General features: G+C 45.3%; 13 protein-coding genes. 4 read left to right on the forward strand and 9 right to left on the reverse strand.

The genetic code is table 11. From position 1 onward, the window contains the following. Window positions 1–34 precede the first annotated feature (34 nt). From ccoP to ccoN, 4 genes are read right to left on the reverse strand one after another with little or no spacing between them, the layout of a single operon-like run. Window positions 35–1,000, reverse strand: a complete 966-nt coding sequence (ccoP, locus tag BB427_RS18185) for a cytochrome-c oxidase, cbb3-type subunit III (protein WP_039497495.1) — start codon at window positions 998–1,000, stop codon at window positions 35–37. Next, window positions 997–1,182, reverse strand: a complete 186-nt coding sequence (locus BB427_RS18190) for a cbb3-type cytochrome oxidase subunit 3 (RefSeq protein WP_010373992.1) — start codon at window positions 1,180–1,182, stop codon at window positions 997–999. Before BB427_RS18190 ends, ccoP begins: the two co-directional genes overlap by 4 nt. Before the next feature lie 5 nt (window positions 1,183–1,187). Continuing rightward, on the reverse strand, window positions 1,188–1,862 hold the full coding sequence (ccoO, locus tag BB427_RS18195) for a cytochrome-c oxidase, cbb3-type subunit II (protein WP_010373994.1): 675 nt from the start codon (window positions 1,860–1,862) through the stop codon (window positions 1,188–1,190). Window positions 1,863–1,874: 12 nt separating this feature from the next. Beyond that, window positions 1,875–3,308, reverse strand: coding sequence for a cytochrome-c oxidase, cbb3-type subunit I (gene ccoN, locus BB427_RS18200; protein WP_010373997.1), 1,434 nt, complete (start codon window positions 3,306–3,308; stop codon window positions 1,875–1,877). Window positions 3,309–3,614: 306 nt separating this feature from the next. On the opposite strand from ccoN, the gene BB427_RS18205 reads away from it, so the two are divergent. Then, window positions 3,615–4,049: a hypothetical protein gene (locus BB427_RS18205; protein WP_010605011.1), complete on the forward strand. Its 435-nt coding sequence runs from the start codon at window positions 3,615–3,617 to the stop codon at window positions 4,047–4,049. Continuing rightward, window positions 4,046–4,522, forward strand: coding sequence for a hypothetical protein (locus tag BB427_RS18210; protein ID WP_045989952.1), 477 nt, complete (start codon window positions 4,046–4,048; stop codon window positions 4,520–4,522). The genes BB427_RS18205 and BB427_RS18210 overlap by 4 nt, the downstream gene beginning before the upstream one ends. 30 nt (window positions 4,523–4,552) lie before the next feature. Here BB427_RS18210 and BB427_RS18215 read toward each other — a convergent pair whose 3' ends face one another. Beyond that, window positions 4,553–5,545, reverse strand: coding sequence for a GlxA family transcriptional regulator (locus BB427_RS18215; RefSeq protein WP_069022372.1), 993 nt, complete (start codon window positions 5,543–5,545; stop codon window positions 4,553–4,555). A gap of 117 nt (window positions 5,546–5,662) precedes the next feature. Here BB427_RS18215 and BB427_RS18220 point away from each other — a divergent pair, with 117 nt between their 5' ends. Continuing rightward, a complete protein-coding gene (locus tag BB427_RS18220; RefSeq protein WP_069022374.1) occupies window positions 5,663–7,561 on the forward strand; it encodes a beta-ketoacyl synthase in 1,899 nt (632 codons plus the stop codon). 103 nt (window positions 7,562–7,664) lie between these two features. Here the strand turns inward: BB427_RS18220 and fghA are convergent, their stop codons facing one another. Both fghA and BB427_RS18230 read right to left on the reverse strand, forming a co-directional pair. Then, window positions 7,665–8,507, reverse strand: a complete 843-nt coding sequence (gene fghA / locus BB427_RS18225) for an S-formylglutathione hydrolase (protein ID WP_069022376.1) — start codon at window positions 8,505–8,507, stop codon at window positions 7,665–7,667. Window positions 8,508–8,563: 56 nt separating this feature from the next. Further along, window positions 8,564–9,685 carry an S-(hydroxymethyl)glutathione dehydrogenase/class III alcohol dehydrogenase gene (locus tag BB427_RS18230; protein ID WP_069022378.1) on the reverse strand — a complete coding sequence of 374 codons (1,122 nt, stop codon included), beginning with the start codon at window positions 9,683–9,685 and terminating at the stop codon, window positions 8,564–8,566. A 95-nt stretch (window positions 9,686–9,780) separates the two neighbouring features. Here BB427_RS18230 and BB427_RS18235 point away from each other — a divergent pair, with 95 nt between their 5' ends. After that, entirely contained in the window at window positions 9,781–10,656 is an 876-nt protein-coding gene (locus tag BB427_RS18235; RefSeq protein WP_010374004.1) for a LysR substrate-binding domain-containing protein, read from the forward strand. Here the strand turns inward: BB427_RS18235 and BB427_RS18240 are convergent. Continuing rightward, on the reverse strand, window positions 10,643–12,301 hold the full coding sequence (locus BB427_RS18240; protein ID WP_069022380.1) for a SulP family inorganic anion transporter: 1,659 nt from the start codon (window positions 12,299–12,301) through the stop codon (window positions 10,643–10,645). The two genes, BB427_RS18235 and BB427_RS18240, sit on opposite strands and share 14 nt — an antisense overlap. A gap of 148 nt (window positions 12,302–12,449) precedes the next feature. Further along, window positions 12,450–15,851: a ribonuclease E gene (rne, locus tag BB427_RS18245; protein WP_069022383.1), complete on the reverse strand. Its 3,402-nt coding sequence runs from the start codon at window positions 15,849–15,851 to the stop codon at window positions 12,450–12,452. Window positions 15,852–16,200 lie beyond the last annotated feature (349 nt).

Consider the following 16,200-nt stretch of genomic DNA (forward strand, 5'->3'; position numbering starts at 1 on the left):
TTTTTGATCTCAAATAATGTTCTAAAAGCTAAGCTTATTGGTCTTGTGACAAGCTATAAACATACGCTGTTAGAAGGTGTACTTTATCTTCACCTAAGATATCTTTCCATGCTGGCATTACACCCGCACGACCGTGGCGAAGTGTGTCTTCAACTGCGCGTTGAGAACCACCGTATAGCCAGATATTATCGGTTAAGTTTGGTGCACCGAACGGAAGGTTATGTGCAACAGAACCTTTACCATCCATACCATGACAAGCCGCACACATTGCAAACTTAGCTTTACCTGCATCAGCATCTTTTTGGTTAACAGTACGTCCAGAAAGGCTTAGTACATAAGCAGTCATTTCTTTTACGCCTTGATCACCAAGTGCATCTTGCCAAGCTGGCATCGCTGCAACACGACCGTTAAGCAGTGTTTCTTTGATCTTGTCAGGCGTGCCACCATATAACCAGTCTTTATCAGTTAGGTTAGGGAAGCCTGCGCCACCACGAGCATCAGAGCCATGACACTGAGCACAGTTTTGCGAGAATAAACGTTGACCGATTTCAAGTGCTTCTTCATTCTTTGCAAGCGTAAGTACGTCTTGCTTTGCAAATTCTTGGAAGATAGGACCAAAACGGTCTTGTGCTGCTTCAACTTCTTTATCAAGTTGTACCCACTGGCCATTTTCATGTGCTTCAGCGACTGCTTTCTTAGACTCTGCCAAGGTAGTAATGCCTTGGTTAGAGCTCGTCCAGTTTAAGAAACCTTTAAAGTTACCAAGACCTGGGTAAGCAGCAAGATAATATACTGACCAAACAAAAGTCGCGAAGAACATGTAAGTCCACCACTTTGGTAGTGGATTATTTAATTCCTCAATTCCGTCGAACTCGTGACCACAGCTTTCGCCTTCTTTGACACCTGTGTAGTTTTTCAGGTTCCAAATTAGCAGGCCGAAAATCAGAGCTAGACACGCTAGGGTTAGTACGATAACCCAAATACTCCAAAAGCTAGTCATTTTTCAGACTCCTTTTCCTCGTTAGAGATAGTGTTGTTATGTTTTTTCTCATCTTCAAAAATGGCATTAGCAGCGTCGTCGAAACGGCGCTTAGACCGCTTGCTATATGCCCACACAACAATCACTATAAACAGTACCAAAATTACCAGAGTCAAAATGCCTCTGTATGTGCCGTAATCCATAACAATTACTTCAAATGTGTGCCAAGTTGTTGTAAGTAAGCGATAAGTGCTTGCATTTCTGTTGCACCTTCACCACCGTTCATCGCGTGAATTTCATCCACTTGCGCTTGTAGTTCAGCATCATCACCGTAGCCTTTGCCATTGTAGCGGTCTGACGACTTATCAATACCAAATGCATCACGGAACACTTGTAATTTTTTCAGAGTATAAGTGGTATCTACTTTAGTGCTATCAAGCCAAGGGTAGCCTGGCATGTTTGACTCAGGTACCACCGAGCGAGGATCCATTAAGTGCGCATAGTGCCAGTCGTCAGAATAACGCTGACCAACACGTGCCAAATCTGGACCTGTACGCTTAGAACCCCACTGGAATGGGTGATCCCATACCGACTCACCGGCTACAGAGTAGTGACCGTAGCGCTCAACTTCATCACGGAATGGACGAACCATCTGTGAGTGACAGTTGTAACAACCTTCACGTACGAAGATGTCACGACCTTCCATTTCAAGCGCGGTAAGCGGGCGTAAGCCTTCTACTGGCTGAGTGGTATCTTTTTGGAACATTAGTGGAGTAATTTCAACTAGTGCACCGAAGCTAATCGCGAATACCGTTAGGATAGCCATCAGGCCAACGTTCTTTTCAACGATTTCGTGTTTGTTTGTTGAGTTATTGTTGCTCATACTCAATACCCCTTAAGCCACTTGCGGGTTTGCATCAGTGGCAAGTTGACCACTTTTTGCAGTAACCGTACGGAATACGTTGTAAGCCATTACCAGCATACCAACTACGATGAATACACCGCCTAGGAATCGCATGATATAGAAAGGCTTAGAAGCTTCTAGTGACTGAACAAAACTATACATTAATGTACCGTCAGCATTTACTGCGCGCCACATTAGGCCTTGCATAACACCAGAGATCCACATTGCAACGATATAAAGCACAACCCCAACTGTGTGTAGCCAGAAATGCGTGTTAACTAGCTTGATGCTGTACATGTTACCGTGACCAAATAGGGCAGGGATTAGGTGGTAAATTGCACCGATAGAAATCATCGCAACCCAACCTAGTGCACCAGAGTGTACGTGACCTACTGTCCAGTCTGTGTAGTGTGAAAGCGCATTTACAGACTTAATAGCCATCATTGGGCCTTCGAACGTAGACATACCGTAGAACGATAGAGAGACAACTAAGAAACGCAGTACTGGGTCAGTACGTAGTTTGTGCCAAGCACCTGACAATGTCATGATACCGTTGATCATACCGCCCCAAGAAGGAACGAATAGGATAACTGACATCACCATACCTAGAGACTGTGTCCAGTCAGGTAGTGCAGTGTAGTGAAGGTGGTGAGGACCTGCCCAAATATATAGAGAAACAAGTGCCCAGAAGTGAACAACCGATAGACGGTAAGAGTAAACTGGACGACCTGCTTGTTTTGGTACGAAGTAGTACATCATACCTAAGAAACCAGCGGTAAGTAGGAAGCCTACTGCGTTGTGACCATACCACCATTGAACCATCGCATCTACTGCACCAGCGTAGATTGAATAAGATTTAGTAAGTGATACAGGAATAGCCATACTGTTTACAATGTGAAGCACTGCAACAGTGATAATGAAACCAGCGTAGAACCAGTTTGCTACATAGATGTGTGACACTTTACGCTTGATAAGAGTACCAAAGAATACTACAGCATAAGTAACCCATACTACCGCGATTGCGATATCAATCGGCCACTCTAGTTCAGCGTATTCTTTTGAAGAAGTAATACCTAGAGGAAGCGTGATAGCCGCAGATACGATGATGGCTTGCCAACCCCAGAAGGTAAATGCGGCAAGTTTGTCAGAGAACAGGCGCGTTTGACATGTGCGCTGAACAACATAGTAAGAGGTTGCAAATAGTGCACTTGTACCAAATGCAAAGATTACTGCGTTCGTGTGTAACGGACGAAGTCTAGAGTAAGTTAACCATGGAATGTCGAAGTTTAACGCAGGCCACGCAAGTTGCGCTGCGATAAATACACCTACACCCATGCCAACAATGCCCCAAATCACTGTCATGATAGCGAATTGGCGTACAACTTTATAATTGTACTCAGTTTGTGATGCTACTGTTTGGCTCATTTTCTGGATTCCGCTGCAATTTATTGCGATTAGAAATGAATTACCTGAATTACAGGCCCTAGTTATATTTCTTCAAGCCCGTCATGTTTTAACTCAAAAGATGAGTGAAAACCTAACCAGCCCGAGAAACCTTTATTTTTGCGAGGAAATGATAATTTTTTTGCTTATGAAAAGATACCTAAAACGCCTAAAATTATGACATCAATCAAGTTTTCACGCGCTTTTTGTTCGCTTCTTAAGCAACCTAGCATTTGCCCTGAAACTTGCGTACACTGCGCAGGATTCAGAAGTGACGGTAAATCCCTCATGATTGCAAAGCAATTAACAATCGGGTTGCTAGGTGTTTTCCTCGTGGCCTGTTCAGACCCGACTATTATTATACATGAAAGTTCAGAAAAAAGTGAAAGTTCAGTAACAAGAAATGTCTGTAATTTTTCAACGCCCTGTGATTTAACTCCACAAGTGCAGATTTACCTAGGCTCAGAGCAGGTTCAACCTGAAACAGAATTTACCATTGGGCTAAAAAGTGCGACTAAAGTAGAGGTCGTTTCGGCATGGCTTGAGGGAGAAAATATGAACATGGGGAGAATTCCCGTGTTCTTTGACAAAAACACACTGATAGCAAAAACCATGGTCGGTGTATGCACGGATAAATCGATGCGCTGGATTTTACGTTTAGCGCTAACCGTTAACGGCCAGTCTGTTACTACCAGTCATCCAATAGCTGTAAACTACCAATGAATAAACCAGTTTTTATCGAATATCTCAAGTTTGCACTTGAACAAAAGCTGATTGAAGCCACTGAAGCGGCAAACAGTGCTCGTGCTGACGCTACCCATGAACAAAGTGCTGCTGAAACACAATATGACTCGTTGAGTATCGAGTATGGGTATTTGGCAGAGGGGCAAAGTGAGCGCGTTGATGCCATGCATTTGGCGAAACAAACAATATTGAATCAATTGGCGCTAGCTGTGAGCAATACAATTACACATAACGCACTAGTTGAAATTGAAGATGAGCAGGGCAACTGTCATTGGTTTTATTTTGCGCCTTGCGAAGGCGGACTAAAAATCCAATATAAAGAAACACCAGTGTTGGTGTTAACGTTTGATGCGCCCCTTGGCAAGCGGTTAAAGGGGTTAACGGTAGACGAAGATATTTCATTTTTCTTCAACGGCCAACAGCAAACGTTAACCGTGATGCAAATACTGTAGAGTGGTTTACTCTCGTTTTGCTACGAGTTGCTACGAGAACAATTTCTTTCTTACTATTGCCCGATATGTGCTTGGTGATCTTCCCATTAATTGCCGAAATACTCTGCTTAATTGCCCTTGTGAATTAAATCCAGAAGCAAGGGCAATATCTTGAATGGAGAGATTACTGCTCGCGAGTAGCTCTTTACACATTTCAATACGTACCTGTTGCAAGTAGGCAACGGCGGTTTGCCCTGTTGCTTGTTTAAAGCGACGGTTAAAGGTGCGATAACTTAAATCAAATTGCGCCGCGACAGCGGGTAAAGAGATTTCCGATGCGGCATTATTTTTCAGCCAAAATTGAATTGCGGCAATTTGCTCATCAGCATGACGGTCCACAGCACCCTCTAAGTAGCGCTGTTCTTCGTAAGGCTTACGAATTTCATGAGAAAAGTTTTGCTGCACATGGTGTGCGGCATCTATCCCGTACAGTAACTCAATAATGTGTACAATCACATCGGCCAGCGCATTTAAGCTGGCTACAGTGTAGATCCGCTCTGATTGAGTGATAAAGTAATCCGGTTTTAATTCAACATTGGGGTATAGCTGAGAAAATTGTTTGGCAAAATGCCAGTGGGTCGTTGCTGAATGCCCGTCAAGCAGGCCTGAGCTTGCTAAAAAGCAAACACCCGTACCAACACCTATCAGTGTGCTTCCTGCTCCCCATGCATCCGCAAGTGACTCACTCAGCGCTTGGTTTTGTCTTACAAGTGGTCTTGGATTTCGCCATATGCTTGGCACAATAATGTAGTCATATAAAGGCAATGAGCTAAAGTCACTTTGTGCTTCAAGTGCCATGTAATTATCGGCGTTGACTGCCTCGCCTTGGCTGCTGCAAAGGAGAACTTCTAAAGGAACATAAGCCTCTTTTAGATGCACTTTAGCAAAGGCTTGTCCGGCTTTGAGCATTTCCAGCGGTAAGGTGACACTGGTAACGAGCATATGCTTGTAAAGCACAATGGCGACCTTTGTACAGGATTTCATCTGCTCCGATCTCTTTGGTTTGGCGAAAAATGATTTATATGTGGCGTATTTTGTAAAAACTTAAATTCGAATGCAATTAAAATCAAGTCATTATCTTAGTTCAGAAGTAGGAACGACATGACAGCATTGCCAATTATTGTAGGAATGGGGGGTATTAACGCCGCGGGGCGCACCTCTTTCCATCAAGGCTACAAACGTATTGTACTTGATAAGTTAAATGCTAAAGACCGACAAGAGACCTATTTGGGCCTTGCGAGTTTAATGAACTTAGTGCGTTATGAAAATGGCCAGCTGATTGACCAAAACGACCAAGTCGTTCAAGAGGTGGAGATTGAGTCGCGTTTTGGTGAGCAGATCATAGCGGGAACGTTGATCCGTAAAATCGAAAAAAACCATTTTGATGTAGATGCGACCCCTTGGCAGCAAAAGCTCACAATGAAAGCAAATGATGACAGCAAGATAGTATTCAGTTGTCGTAAACGTGACTTACCAGAGCCAGTTCCTGCAGCTTGGCAAGTGATTGAACTTGATCCAAAAACGGTTGAAGTAACCATTGCGGACCAGATTGAAGTTAAGCACGATAGCTATAGAGACAACCCAATTAAAGCCGCAGGCCAATTACCAACAGGCTTTGAGCCGTCACTCATGTATAACAGCCGTTACCAACCACGCGGCCTTCAGGCAACTATTTTCGCTGCAACCGACGCTATCCGCTCAACGGGTCTTGAGTGGGACAAGGTAATGAACAGCGTACGACCGGACCAAATCGGCACTTACTCCGCCTCTGTGGCAGGGCAAATGAATGATGAGGGCTTAGGTGGATTAGTACGTAGTCGTTTACGTGGCGACCGAGTAAGCACTAAGCAGTTGGCGCTAGGACTCAACACCATGTCCACTGACTTTATCAATGCTTATGTTACTGGCAGCGTTGGCACAACGTTTACGACATCAGGTGCCTGTGCGACGTTTCTATATAACCTCCGCGCTGCAGTGAATGATATTCAGGCTGGCCGTACTCGAGTGGCGATTGTAGCCAGTGTTGAGTGTGCTATAACACCAGAGATCATCGAAGGCTTCGGTAATATGGGCGCACTCGCAAATGAAGAAGGTTTGCGTAAACTTGATGGTACTGAGCATGTAGACTATCGCAAAACAAGTCGTCCTTTTGGTGAAAACTGTGGCTTTACAATTGGTGAAGGGGCACAAGTGGCGATTTTGATGGATGACGCCTTAGCACTGGAGCTTGGTGCGCAGATCATGGGCTCTGTGGCCGACGTATATGTCAACGCAGACGGCGTGAAAAAGTCGATTACGGCACCTGGACCTGGTAACTATATTACCATGGCAAAATCGGTCGCGCTGGCTCAGCAAATCGCAGGCACCGAGGCCTTAGTAAAGCGCAGTTTTATTTTGGCTCATGGCTCAAGCACACCACAAAACCGGGTTACTGAGTCGCTTATTTACCACAAAATCGCAGAAACTTTTGCGATTAATGGCTGGAAAGTGGCGGCGCCAAAAGCTTATGTTGGTCATACCATAGCGCCAGCGTCTGGCGATCAGTTAGCGATGGCTCTTGGGGTGTTTGAATACAATATTATGCCTGGGATCACTACAATCAATGCAGTAGCAGAGGATGTTCACGCCGAGCATTTAGATATTCGTACCGAGCACTATGAGTGCGAGCCAATGGATATCGCCTTTATAAATTCAAAGGGTTTTGGCGGTAACAATGCAACGGCAACGGTACTTTCTCCAAAGCTCACGAAGCAGCTACTAAGCAAGCGCTATAGCCAAGCTGAGTTTGCAAATTATGAGCAGCAACTTGCCGTTACAACACAAAGGCAAATTGCATATCAGCAAGCGGCTGATTATGGTCAATACGAGCTTATTTATCGTTTTGGCAATGGCATGATTGATGAGTCTGAATTGAATTTAAGTCAGCAAGAGTTAGCCATTCCTGGGTTCGAGCAAAGCATACAGCTTTGTCCAACGAATCCATACGGCGATTTAATCTGATGATTTGATACCAAATAATGTTAAGCAAGCAAGGCGTACAGGGAGTACGCCTTTTTTATTTTTAGCTTATTGCTGTGCTTAAATGCGCAAACGGCAGTCAGGCTCACTTTATATAGTTAGCATGAAACTCTAGATGATTTTCAATAAAGCTTGAGATAAAGAAATAGCTATGATCGTAACCTTCATGCATGTTTAGCGTGATAGGGTAGCCTACTTTTTCTGCAGCTTGTTCGAATAACCAAGGCTTTAGCTGCTCGTCTAAAAACTGGTCACTTGAACCTTGCTCAATGAGTATCGGACGTTTTGTTGGACTAACATAGTGCGACAATAGTTCGGTCGCGTCATATTGTTGCCAACGCTGTTTGTCGTCCCCTAAATATCCTGTTAGCGCTTTTTGACCCCAGGGGCAGTTACTTGGGTTAACGATTGGACTAAACGCTGAGATACTCGTATAGGCGCCAGGGTTTCTAAGCCCAATAATTAATGCACCATGACCACCCATGGAATGACCACTAATGGCTTTTTGCGGGCTAACCGGGAAGTGCGCTTCGATTAACTGAGGCAGCTCTTCTGTCACGTAGTCATACATTTGATAATGTTGACTATACGGCGCCTGTGTCGCATTGACGTAAAACCCCGCACCTAGACCAAAGTCATAATCGCCATTTTCGTCGTCTGCAACGCCTTCTCCGCGCGGGCTTGTATCTGGTGCGACAATAGCGATACCAAGCTCGTTGGCTTTTTTAAACGCACCTGCTTTTTGCATGAAGTTTTCATCGCTGCAGGTTAACCCTGAGAGCCAATATAAAACCGGGACTTGTTGTCCCTCATTGACGATTTCAGGTAAGAAAATGGCGAAGGTCATTTCACACTGCGTCGACTGGCTGGTATGTGTGTAGCGCTTATGCCAACCGCCGGATACTTTGTTGCTGGAAATCAGTTCCATCAAGTGCTCCTTAATTAAGTGAAATAGGACGCAGCCTGTGCGTCCTTGTGCGGGTACTAGTAATGGATCACCGAGCGGATACTCTTGCCTTCATGCATTAAATCAAAGGCTTCATTAATATCTTCGAGCTTCATGGTATGAGTGATAAAGTCATTGAGCTTGAATTCACCAGCCATATAGCGTTCAACAATCTCAGGAAGCTCTGAGCGACCTTTTACGCCACCAAAAGCACTACCGCGCCATACGCGACCGGTAACCAATTGGAATGGGCGTGTTGAAATCTCTTGTCCAGCGCCTGCAACACCGATGATCACTGACTCACCCCAACCTTTGTGACAGCACTCAAGGGCACTTCTCATGACATCTACGTTACCGATACATTCGAACGAAAAATCCACACCGCCATCGGTCATTTCAACGATCACTTCTTGGATAGGTTTGTCGAAGTTTTTCGGGTTGATAAGATCGGTTGCCCCAAGCTTTGTCGCCAGCTCAAACTTATCTTCATTAATGTCGATACCGATGATCCGACTCGCGCCAGCCATTGCCGCGCCAATGATAGCGGACAAGCCGATACCACCTAGGCCGAAAATGGCGACGGTATCGCCTTTTTGCACTTTAGCGGTATTCATTACTGCGCCCATTCCCGTGGTAACACCACAGCCAAGCAAACAGATCTCCTCAAGAGGCGCTGCTTTGTTTACTTTAGCCAAAGAGATTTCTGGCAGTACAGTGTACTCAGAGAACGTTGACGTGCCCATGTAGTGATAAATTGGTTGGCCGTCTTTATAAAAGCGGGTTGTGCCATCAGGCATCAAGCCTTTACCTTGGGTTTCACGGATCTGCTGACAAAGGTTCGTTTTACCAGACTTACAAAACTTACATTCGCCACATTCCGGTGTGTACAATGGGATCACGTGGTCGCCAACGGCAACGCTGGTAACGCCTTCACCAATCGCTTCAACAATACCTGCACCTTCATGACCTAAGATTGCTGGGAATACACCCTCAGGATCGTCGCCAGACAAAGTAAAAGCATCGGTATGACATACGCCTGTTGCGGTGATTTTAACTAAGACTTCGCCTTTTTTCGGTGGCATAACATCAACTTCTTCAATACTAAGCGGTTGACCTGGGCCCCAAGCGATTGCTGCTTTAGATTTAATAAATTCAGACATGGTTTGTTCCTTTCTTAAAAGTTGATAGCAGTATAACTACATTATGATTTTTGATAATCTATAAAAATCATAAAGACTTTTACGTATATGTAATAATGGATAGATGGATTGGCATTGATGAGTTTGTTGCGGTCGCGAGTAATGGCTCATTTAGTGGGGCTGCAACTCAGTTAAATACTTCGGTTGCGCAAATTAGTCGCCGAGTGAAAATGTTAGAGGAGCGCCTCAACATACAACTTTTGACGCGCACTACCCGAAAATTAGCACTGACTCAAGAAGGTGAAGTATTCTTATCTCACGCAAAGCATTTGCAGCATGGATTAGATGACGCCACTGCTGCAATCCGTCAACGTGATAGACAGCCTACAGGCAAACTTAAGCTTACCGCACCGGTAATGTACGGCGAATCTTATGTCATGCCTGCCGTGGTTGACTTTATGCGTTTGTATCCCAAAGTTGAGGTAGAAATGCATTTGACGAACAACCAAGTCGACTTACTCGATAAAGGCTTTGACTTGGCAATTCGACTCGGTAAGTTACAAGATTCATCACTGCGCGCCAAACGGCTAACCACACGAAAAACCATGGTGTGTGGTGCAAATATCTATTTAAATCAATTTGGTCAACCGCATACGCTCGCTGAGCTTAGCAATCATAAGTGTTTAATTGGCAATAGTAGCGAATGGCGTTTTGTTGAGCACGGTAAAGCGCGGCAAATTAAAGTGGCGGGGCCACTTCGTTGCAATAGTGGTTGGGGGCTCTTGGAAGCAGCAAAGCAGGGCTTAGGTTTGGTACAGTTACCGCATTATTACGTGCAGGAAGCACTAGAGAGTGGAGAGTTAACAGAGGTACTCACCAACTTTAGACCTGAGGAAGAGGGCGTCTGGGCGCTGTATCCACCCAGACAATTTGTCGCGACCAGTTTACGATTGTTACTGGATCACTTAAGTGCGCACTTTAATAAGTTTTAGCCATAGTATCAATGGCTTGACTGAGCGCTATCTCGCGACTATCACAAAATGCACGGTCGCCTAGGCGGTCATGAATGTTTAAGCGCTTGAGTTTATCGGTGGTCTCCAAATTCGGTGAATAGATAAACACGCTACAGTCAGCATCAAGCGCATCTGTAATCGCATTTTCAATGGCTAAGCCCACGGTGACATCAATCATAGCTACGTCGCTTAAATCTAGAACCATGGCTTTGTATTCACTAATCTTGCGGTGTTGTCTTGCGATTGCTTTTGAGACGCTAAAAATCATTGGCCCAGAAAGATAAAAGAATAATAGTTTACCGTTGGCTTTATCTAACAGTTCGCTTTCTTTTTTCGTCAGTGGCACATCTTCATCGCTATCACTGTCGCTAATTGCTTTAACGTGATTAGCTTGCACTCGGCTTAATCTCTCTATGATCATCACATTAGAGATAAATACGCCAAGGCCCACGGCAACAATCAGGTCAACAAAAACGGTAAGTAGCATTACGCCATACATAATCGCCATTTGACTGACACTAAGCTTATGAGCACGTTGGATAAAACTCCAATCCAGAATATTAAAACCAACATACACTGCAATACCAGCAAGCACCGCCATTGGGATTGGCTCGGTCAGGCTGCCCGCGATAAAGACTACGGCCATCAAAATTAGTGCCCTGAATATGCCAGCGATTGGCGAGCGAGCGCCCACTTGAATATTGACCACAGTTCCCATCGTTGCGCCAGCACCTGGCAATGCACCAAAAAGGCCAGCTATCATATTGGCAATACCTTGGCCTCTGAGCTCCTTATCAGAATCATGCTCGGTTCGCGTTAAACTGTCGGCTATTACTGCTGTTAGCAACGTATCTATACAGCCCAAAGTGCCCAGTACCAATGCGTCGATAAGCATTTCAACTAATAGCTCTGGTGATAATACTGGCAACACAATACTTGGCAGGCCACTTGGAATTTCTCCGATGCGGCGAATACTATCGGTATCAAAAATAATAATTGAAAGCAGTGTAACGGCGACGAGTGCGACCAGTTGAGCGGGGACGTACTGGCGCCACTTACTTGGCATTTTGAATAAGATTGCAAGTGTGATCACCCCGAGGAACAACTCAGAAAAGTGTAAGTCCATCAGCAGGCTGGGCAAGTTAGACAAAGTGCCAACAACACCACCTGCAGGCGCTTGGTGTCCAAGTAAAGGAGCAAGCTGCAAAATAATGAGGATAACACCAATACCAGACATAAATCCGGAGATGACGCTGTAAGGCATCAAGGTAACGTATTTACCTAACTTGAGCGTACCGAGTAAAACCTGAAAAGCACCTGCCATCATGACAACAGTAAAGCCCATCGCAAGACCATTTTCGGGGTACTTGCTCATCATGGCGGTGAGTACTGCTGTCATGATAACAGTCATCGGGCCGGTTGGTTCAGAAATGAGGGAGGTTGAACCACCGAACAGCGCGGCAAATAAGCCAACCAAAATTGCGCCCCACATCCCAGCTTCTGCGCCAGCACCAGAGGCAACACCAAAAGCGAGTGCGAGTGGTAAAGAAATAATTGCAGTGGTTACACCACCGAATAGGTCACCTTTTAAAGAGGCGTTTTTAAATCTCTTAAGTGTGATCATACTTTTGACTTTAACGATCAAAGAATTGACGGCATTCTACTGATAAATAACACGGAGTGCTACGAAGGACTGGTATTACCATTTGTCTACTCAGTAAAATTCGGACACAAAAAAGCCAGTCTAAAAAGACTGGCTTTTCAATTACTGCTTAGTCAACCTGAGCAGGAGAGGCCATGTCGGCGCTTGCTCTGCCTGTTGGTGACTTAGAGCCAACACCCAAGCCACTATTCGCCACAGCCTGACGTAGTTCATGTGGCATCGCAGACGGTGTTTCTACCACGACATCCTCAATCACGCTTTGTGCTTTTGTCATTGGCGCGGCAGCCGTTTGGTTGAAGCGTACACGGCTTTGTACTGAATTGCCGTTTACTACCTGTTGAGTAGGTGCTTCAATAGCGTTAGCGGCTGGTGTCTCTTCAGTTGAAGATTCAGTAACTGCTTCAGCTGCTGTTGTTTCCACAACCGCTTCTGTTGCCTGTGTCTCGACTGCTGGCTCCTGAACTTCTGGTGTTGCCTCAGTGTCAGAAGCCTGAGTTTCTTCTACAACTGCGGATTCAGTTTCATCTTCAGCCTTCGCCGTTTCAACTTGTTCAGTCTCTACTGTGTCAGCGATTGGCTCAGCTTTAACCACTTTGACTTCTTCTGGCGGCATAGCTTCTAGCTCTTCTGCGACTAATTCGTCAGCGCTTGCAGACGTCTCGGGCTGTGCAGCTTGTTGCATTGGTGCTTCAGCAGTGGTTGCCTCAACTTCGTTTGCAGGCTCTATTTCTTGTGCTGCATTTTCGTCAACCTGTGCTTCGGCTGGCTTAGCTTCGACATCTTGCTCTTCATCAGTGTGCGTCTCAGAAACTGTCGCTTCTGCCGCTGGTGCATTATCTTCAGCTACCGTTTCAGGTGACAATTGAGTCTCAACTGTACTTGCTTCTTGCTGCACTTCCGCTTGAGTTTCACTGTCAGAAGAAGATTTCGCTTTTAGCTCAGCTTCGTATTCTGCAGCGGCTTGATCTGCTACGGGTACAAATGCAGCAGCTTGACCTTTTTCAGGCGTATCCTGACGACGGCGACGTTGACCTGCCGCTCTCAGATGACGCGGAGAACGTCTAGAGCGAGTGCGGCCTTCTTTATTTTCGTCATCAATTTGCGATTCTGAAAGTTCAGCAGATACCACCTCGGTAACATCGTTTTGTTCGTGGCGCTCAGTGCTAGCTGTTTCTTGCTGCTTTGCTTGAGCGTGTACGTCAGCTTGTTCAGAAGGTGCTGCTACTTGTTCGTTAGTTGCTGACTCTTGTTCTGACTTATCCGCGACAGGTTTCGCTTTTCTTTGCCTTGGCTTTTGTTCAGCTTTAGGCTCAGCTGCCGTTTTCGCTGGTTGTTCAAGCGGCTTTGCTTCTACTTTCACTTCTTCAGTGCTAGCTTGCTCTGAGGTGTTAGTATCCTGTGCGTTGGTTTCTTCCACACGTACCTTCTTGCGAAGATTACGTCTTTGTCTGCGTGGTTTTACTGTTGCTTCTTTAACTGGCGCGTCGTTAGCCTCGAGCGCTTCAACGTTATCGTTTACAGATTCCTTAGCTGGACGGTTTGCTTTGTCCTGATCTTGGCGTTTTCTGTTATTTGGACGACGGCGTTTGCGGTTATCACCACGTTGCTCGTTACCGTTGTTTTCGTCTTTCGATTCAACCGTTGTTTCTTTTTGTTGATCGTTACGACGGCGGTTATTGTTACGACGACGATTGTTATTATTGCGACGGCGATTATCACGGTTGTTATCGCGTGATGATTTTTCTTCAGAAGATTTGTTTTCTTCTTGGTTATCGCTGTCACTAGCAAATAGGCTCTTGAACCATTGACCAATCTTTGCAAACAAGCTAGTGCCGCTTTGAGCAGGTTTTGCTTGTGGCTTATGCGTTTGTGGTTTTGCAGCTTGAGTTGAAGTAGGAGCTGGCGCAGGCGCTGGTGCATCAGGCATAACGACACCTTTTAACACAGGCTCCTCTTTCACAATCGCTTGAGCTCGAGCAATTTCAACAACTTCAGGCTCAGGCGCGGTGATTTGCTCATAGCTCGCAGCTTCTGTTGTTTCATCTTTACGCAATCTAACCACTTCATAGTGCGGTGTTTCTAGATGTTGGTTAGGAATGATAACAACGTGGCACTCGTGGCGCTTTTCGATGCGTTGCACAGAACGACGCTTTTCATTTAATAGATAAGCACCAACAGCAACAGGCACTTGAGCGTTGACCTGAGCGGTATTATCTTTGATCGCTTCTTCTTCGATTAGACGCAAGATAGACAAAGCAATGGATTCGTTTGAGCGAATGGTGCCTTGGCCGTCACAGCGTGGACACGTATGTTGGCTCGCTTCACCTAAAGACGGGCGCAAACGTTGACGCGACATTTCTAATAAGCCGAAACGAGAAATCTTACCGATTTGCACGCGAGCACGGTCGGTACGAACGGCTTCTTTCAAGCGGTTTTCTACTTCACGTTGATGGCGAGGCGGAGTCATATCGATAAAGTCGATAACGATTAGGCCACCTAAGTCACGTAAACGTAATTGGCGTGCAATCTCGTCAGCGGCTTCTAGGTTAGTGTTCAGTGCAGTCTCTTCGATATCGCCACCTTTCGTCGCTTTTGACGAGTTGATATCGATAGAAGTGAGTGCTTCTGTTGGATCAATAACGATAGAACCACCTGAAGGCAAACGCACTTCACGCTGGAAAGCTGACTCAATCTGACTCTCAATTTGATAATGCGTAAATAACGGCACATCGTTTTGATAAAGCTTAACACGATTGATGAAATCTGGACGGAAACGCTCAATATGCGCCTTCGCTTCTTCAAAAACACGCGGTTTATCAATTAGTATCTCACCGATATCACGACGTAAATAATCGCGAATTGCACGGAAGATCACGTTACTTTCTTGGTGAATTAGGAAAGGTGCTTTACCGCTATTTGCCGCATTTTGGATTGCGTCCCAATGAACGAGTAGCGCCTTAAGGTCGTACTCTAGTTCTTCGAAAGATTTACCTACGCCCGCGGTGCGAACGATAAGACCCATACCTTTAGGTACGTTTAAGCGACTCAATGCTTCTTTAAGCTCAATACGCTCATCACCTTCGATACGACGTGAAATACCGCCAGCTCTTGGGTTATTTGGCATTAATACCAAGTAACTACCAGCGACGCTGATAAACGTTGTGAGTGCCGCGCCTTTTTGACCACGTTCTTCTTTATCAACCTGAACGATGACTTCTTGACCTTCTTTGATCACGTCTTTGATGTTAGGGCGACCATTGAATGTATAGCCATCTGGGAAATACGTTTTAGCGATTTCTTTTAAAGGAAGGAATCCGTGACGCTCAGCGCCATAATCAACAAATGCGGCTTCTAGGGATGGTTCGATACGGGTAATTTTACCCTTATAGATATTGGCTTTTTTCTGTTCGTGACCAGGGCTTTCTATATCTAGATCGTATAGACGCTGGCCGTCAACCAGTGCCACGCGCATTTCTTCTTGCTGCGTTGCATTGATCAGCATACGTTTCATATTGTAATTCTCTACTTAATTATTTACAGCGCCTGATACGTCTTGCCAGCGACAGCGTGCTACGCCTTGGATGTTCCTATTAAATGATGCAGTCTCACGACTGGGGGAAAGGGAACATATTCACAGTTTCCGCTTTAAATCAGGGTAAAATCACTGATCCATCGTTCGCTTTTTGCACGTTTATTCGTTTCACAAAGTAGTCATGCACGGGGTAAGTTGAGCTTGGTTTGCCAAGCTTGGCTATCACCATCTTTTGACTTGATTGCTTTGTGATTATTCACGAGTTGCGGCCTGCTATGCACGGGTATTACTGCAACTGTGGTAAACGTATCAGACAAATTTTAATTTC

It is taken from the genome of Pseudoalteromonas sp. BMB, assembly GCF_001709235.1.
GTDB classification, from domain to species: domain Bacteria; phylum Pseudomonadota; class Gammaproteobacteria; order Enterobacterales; family Alteromonadaceae; genus Pseudoalteromonas; species Pseudoalteromonas maricaloris.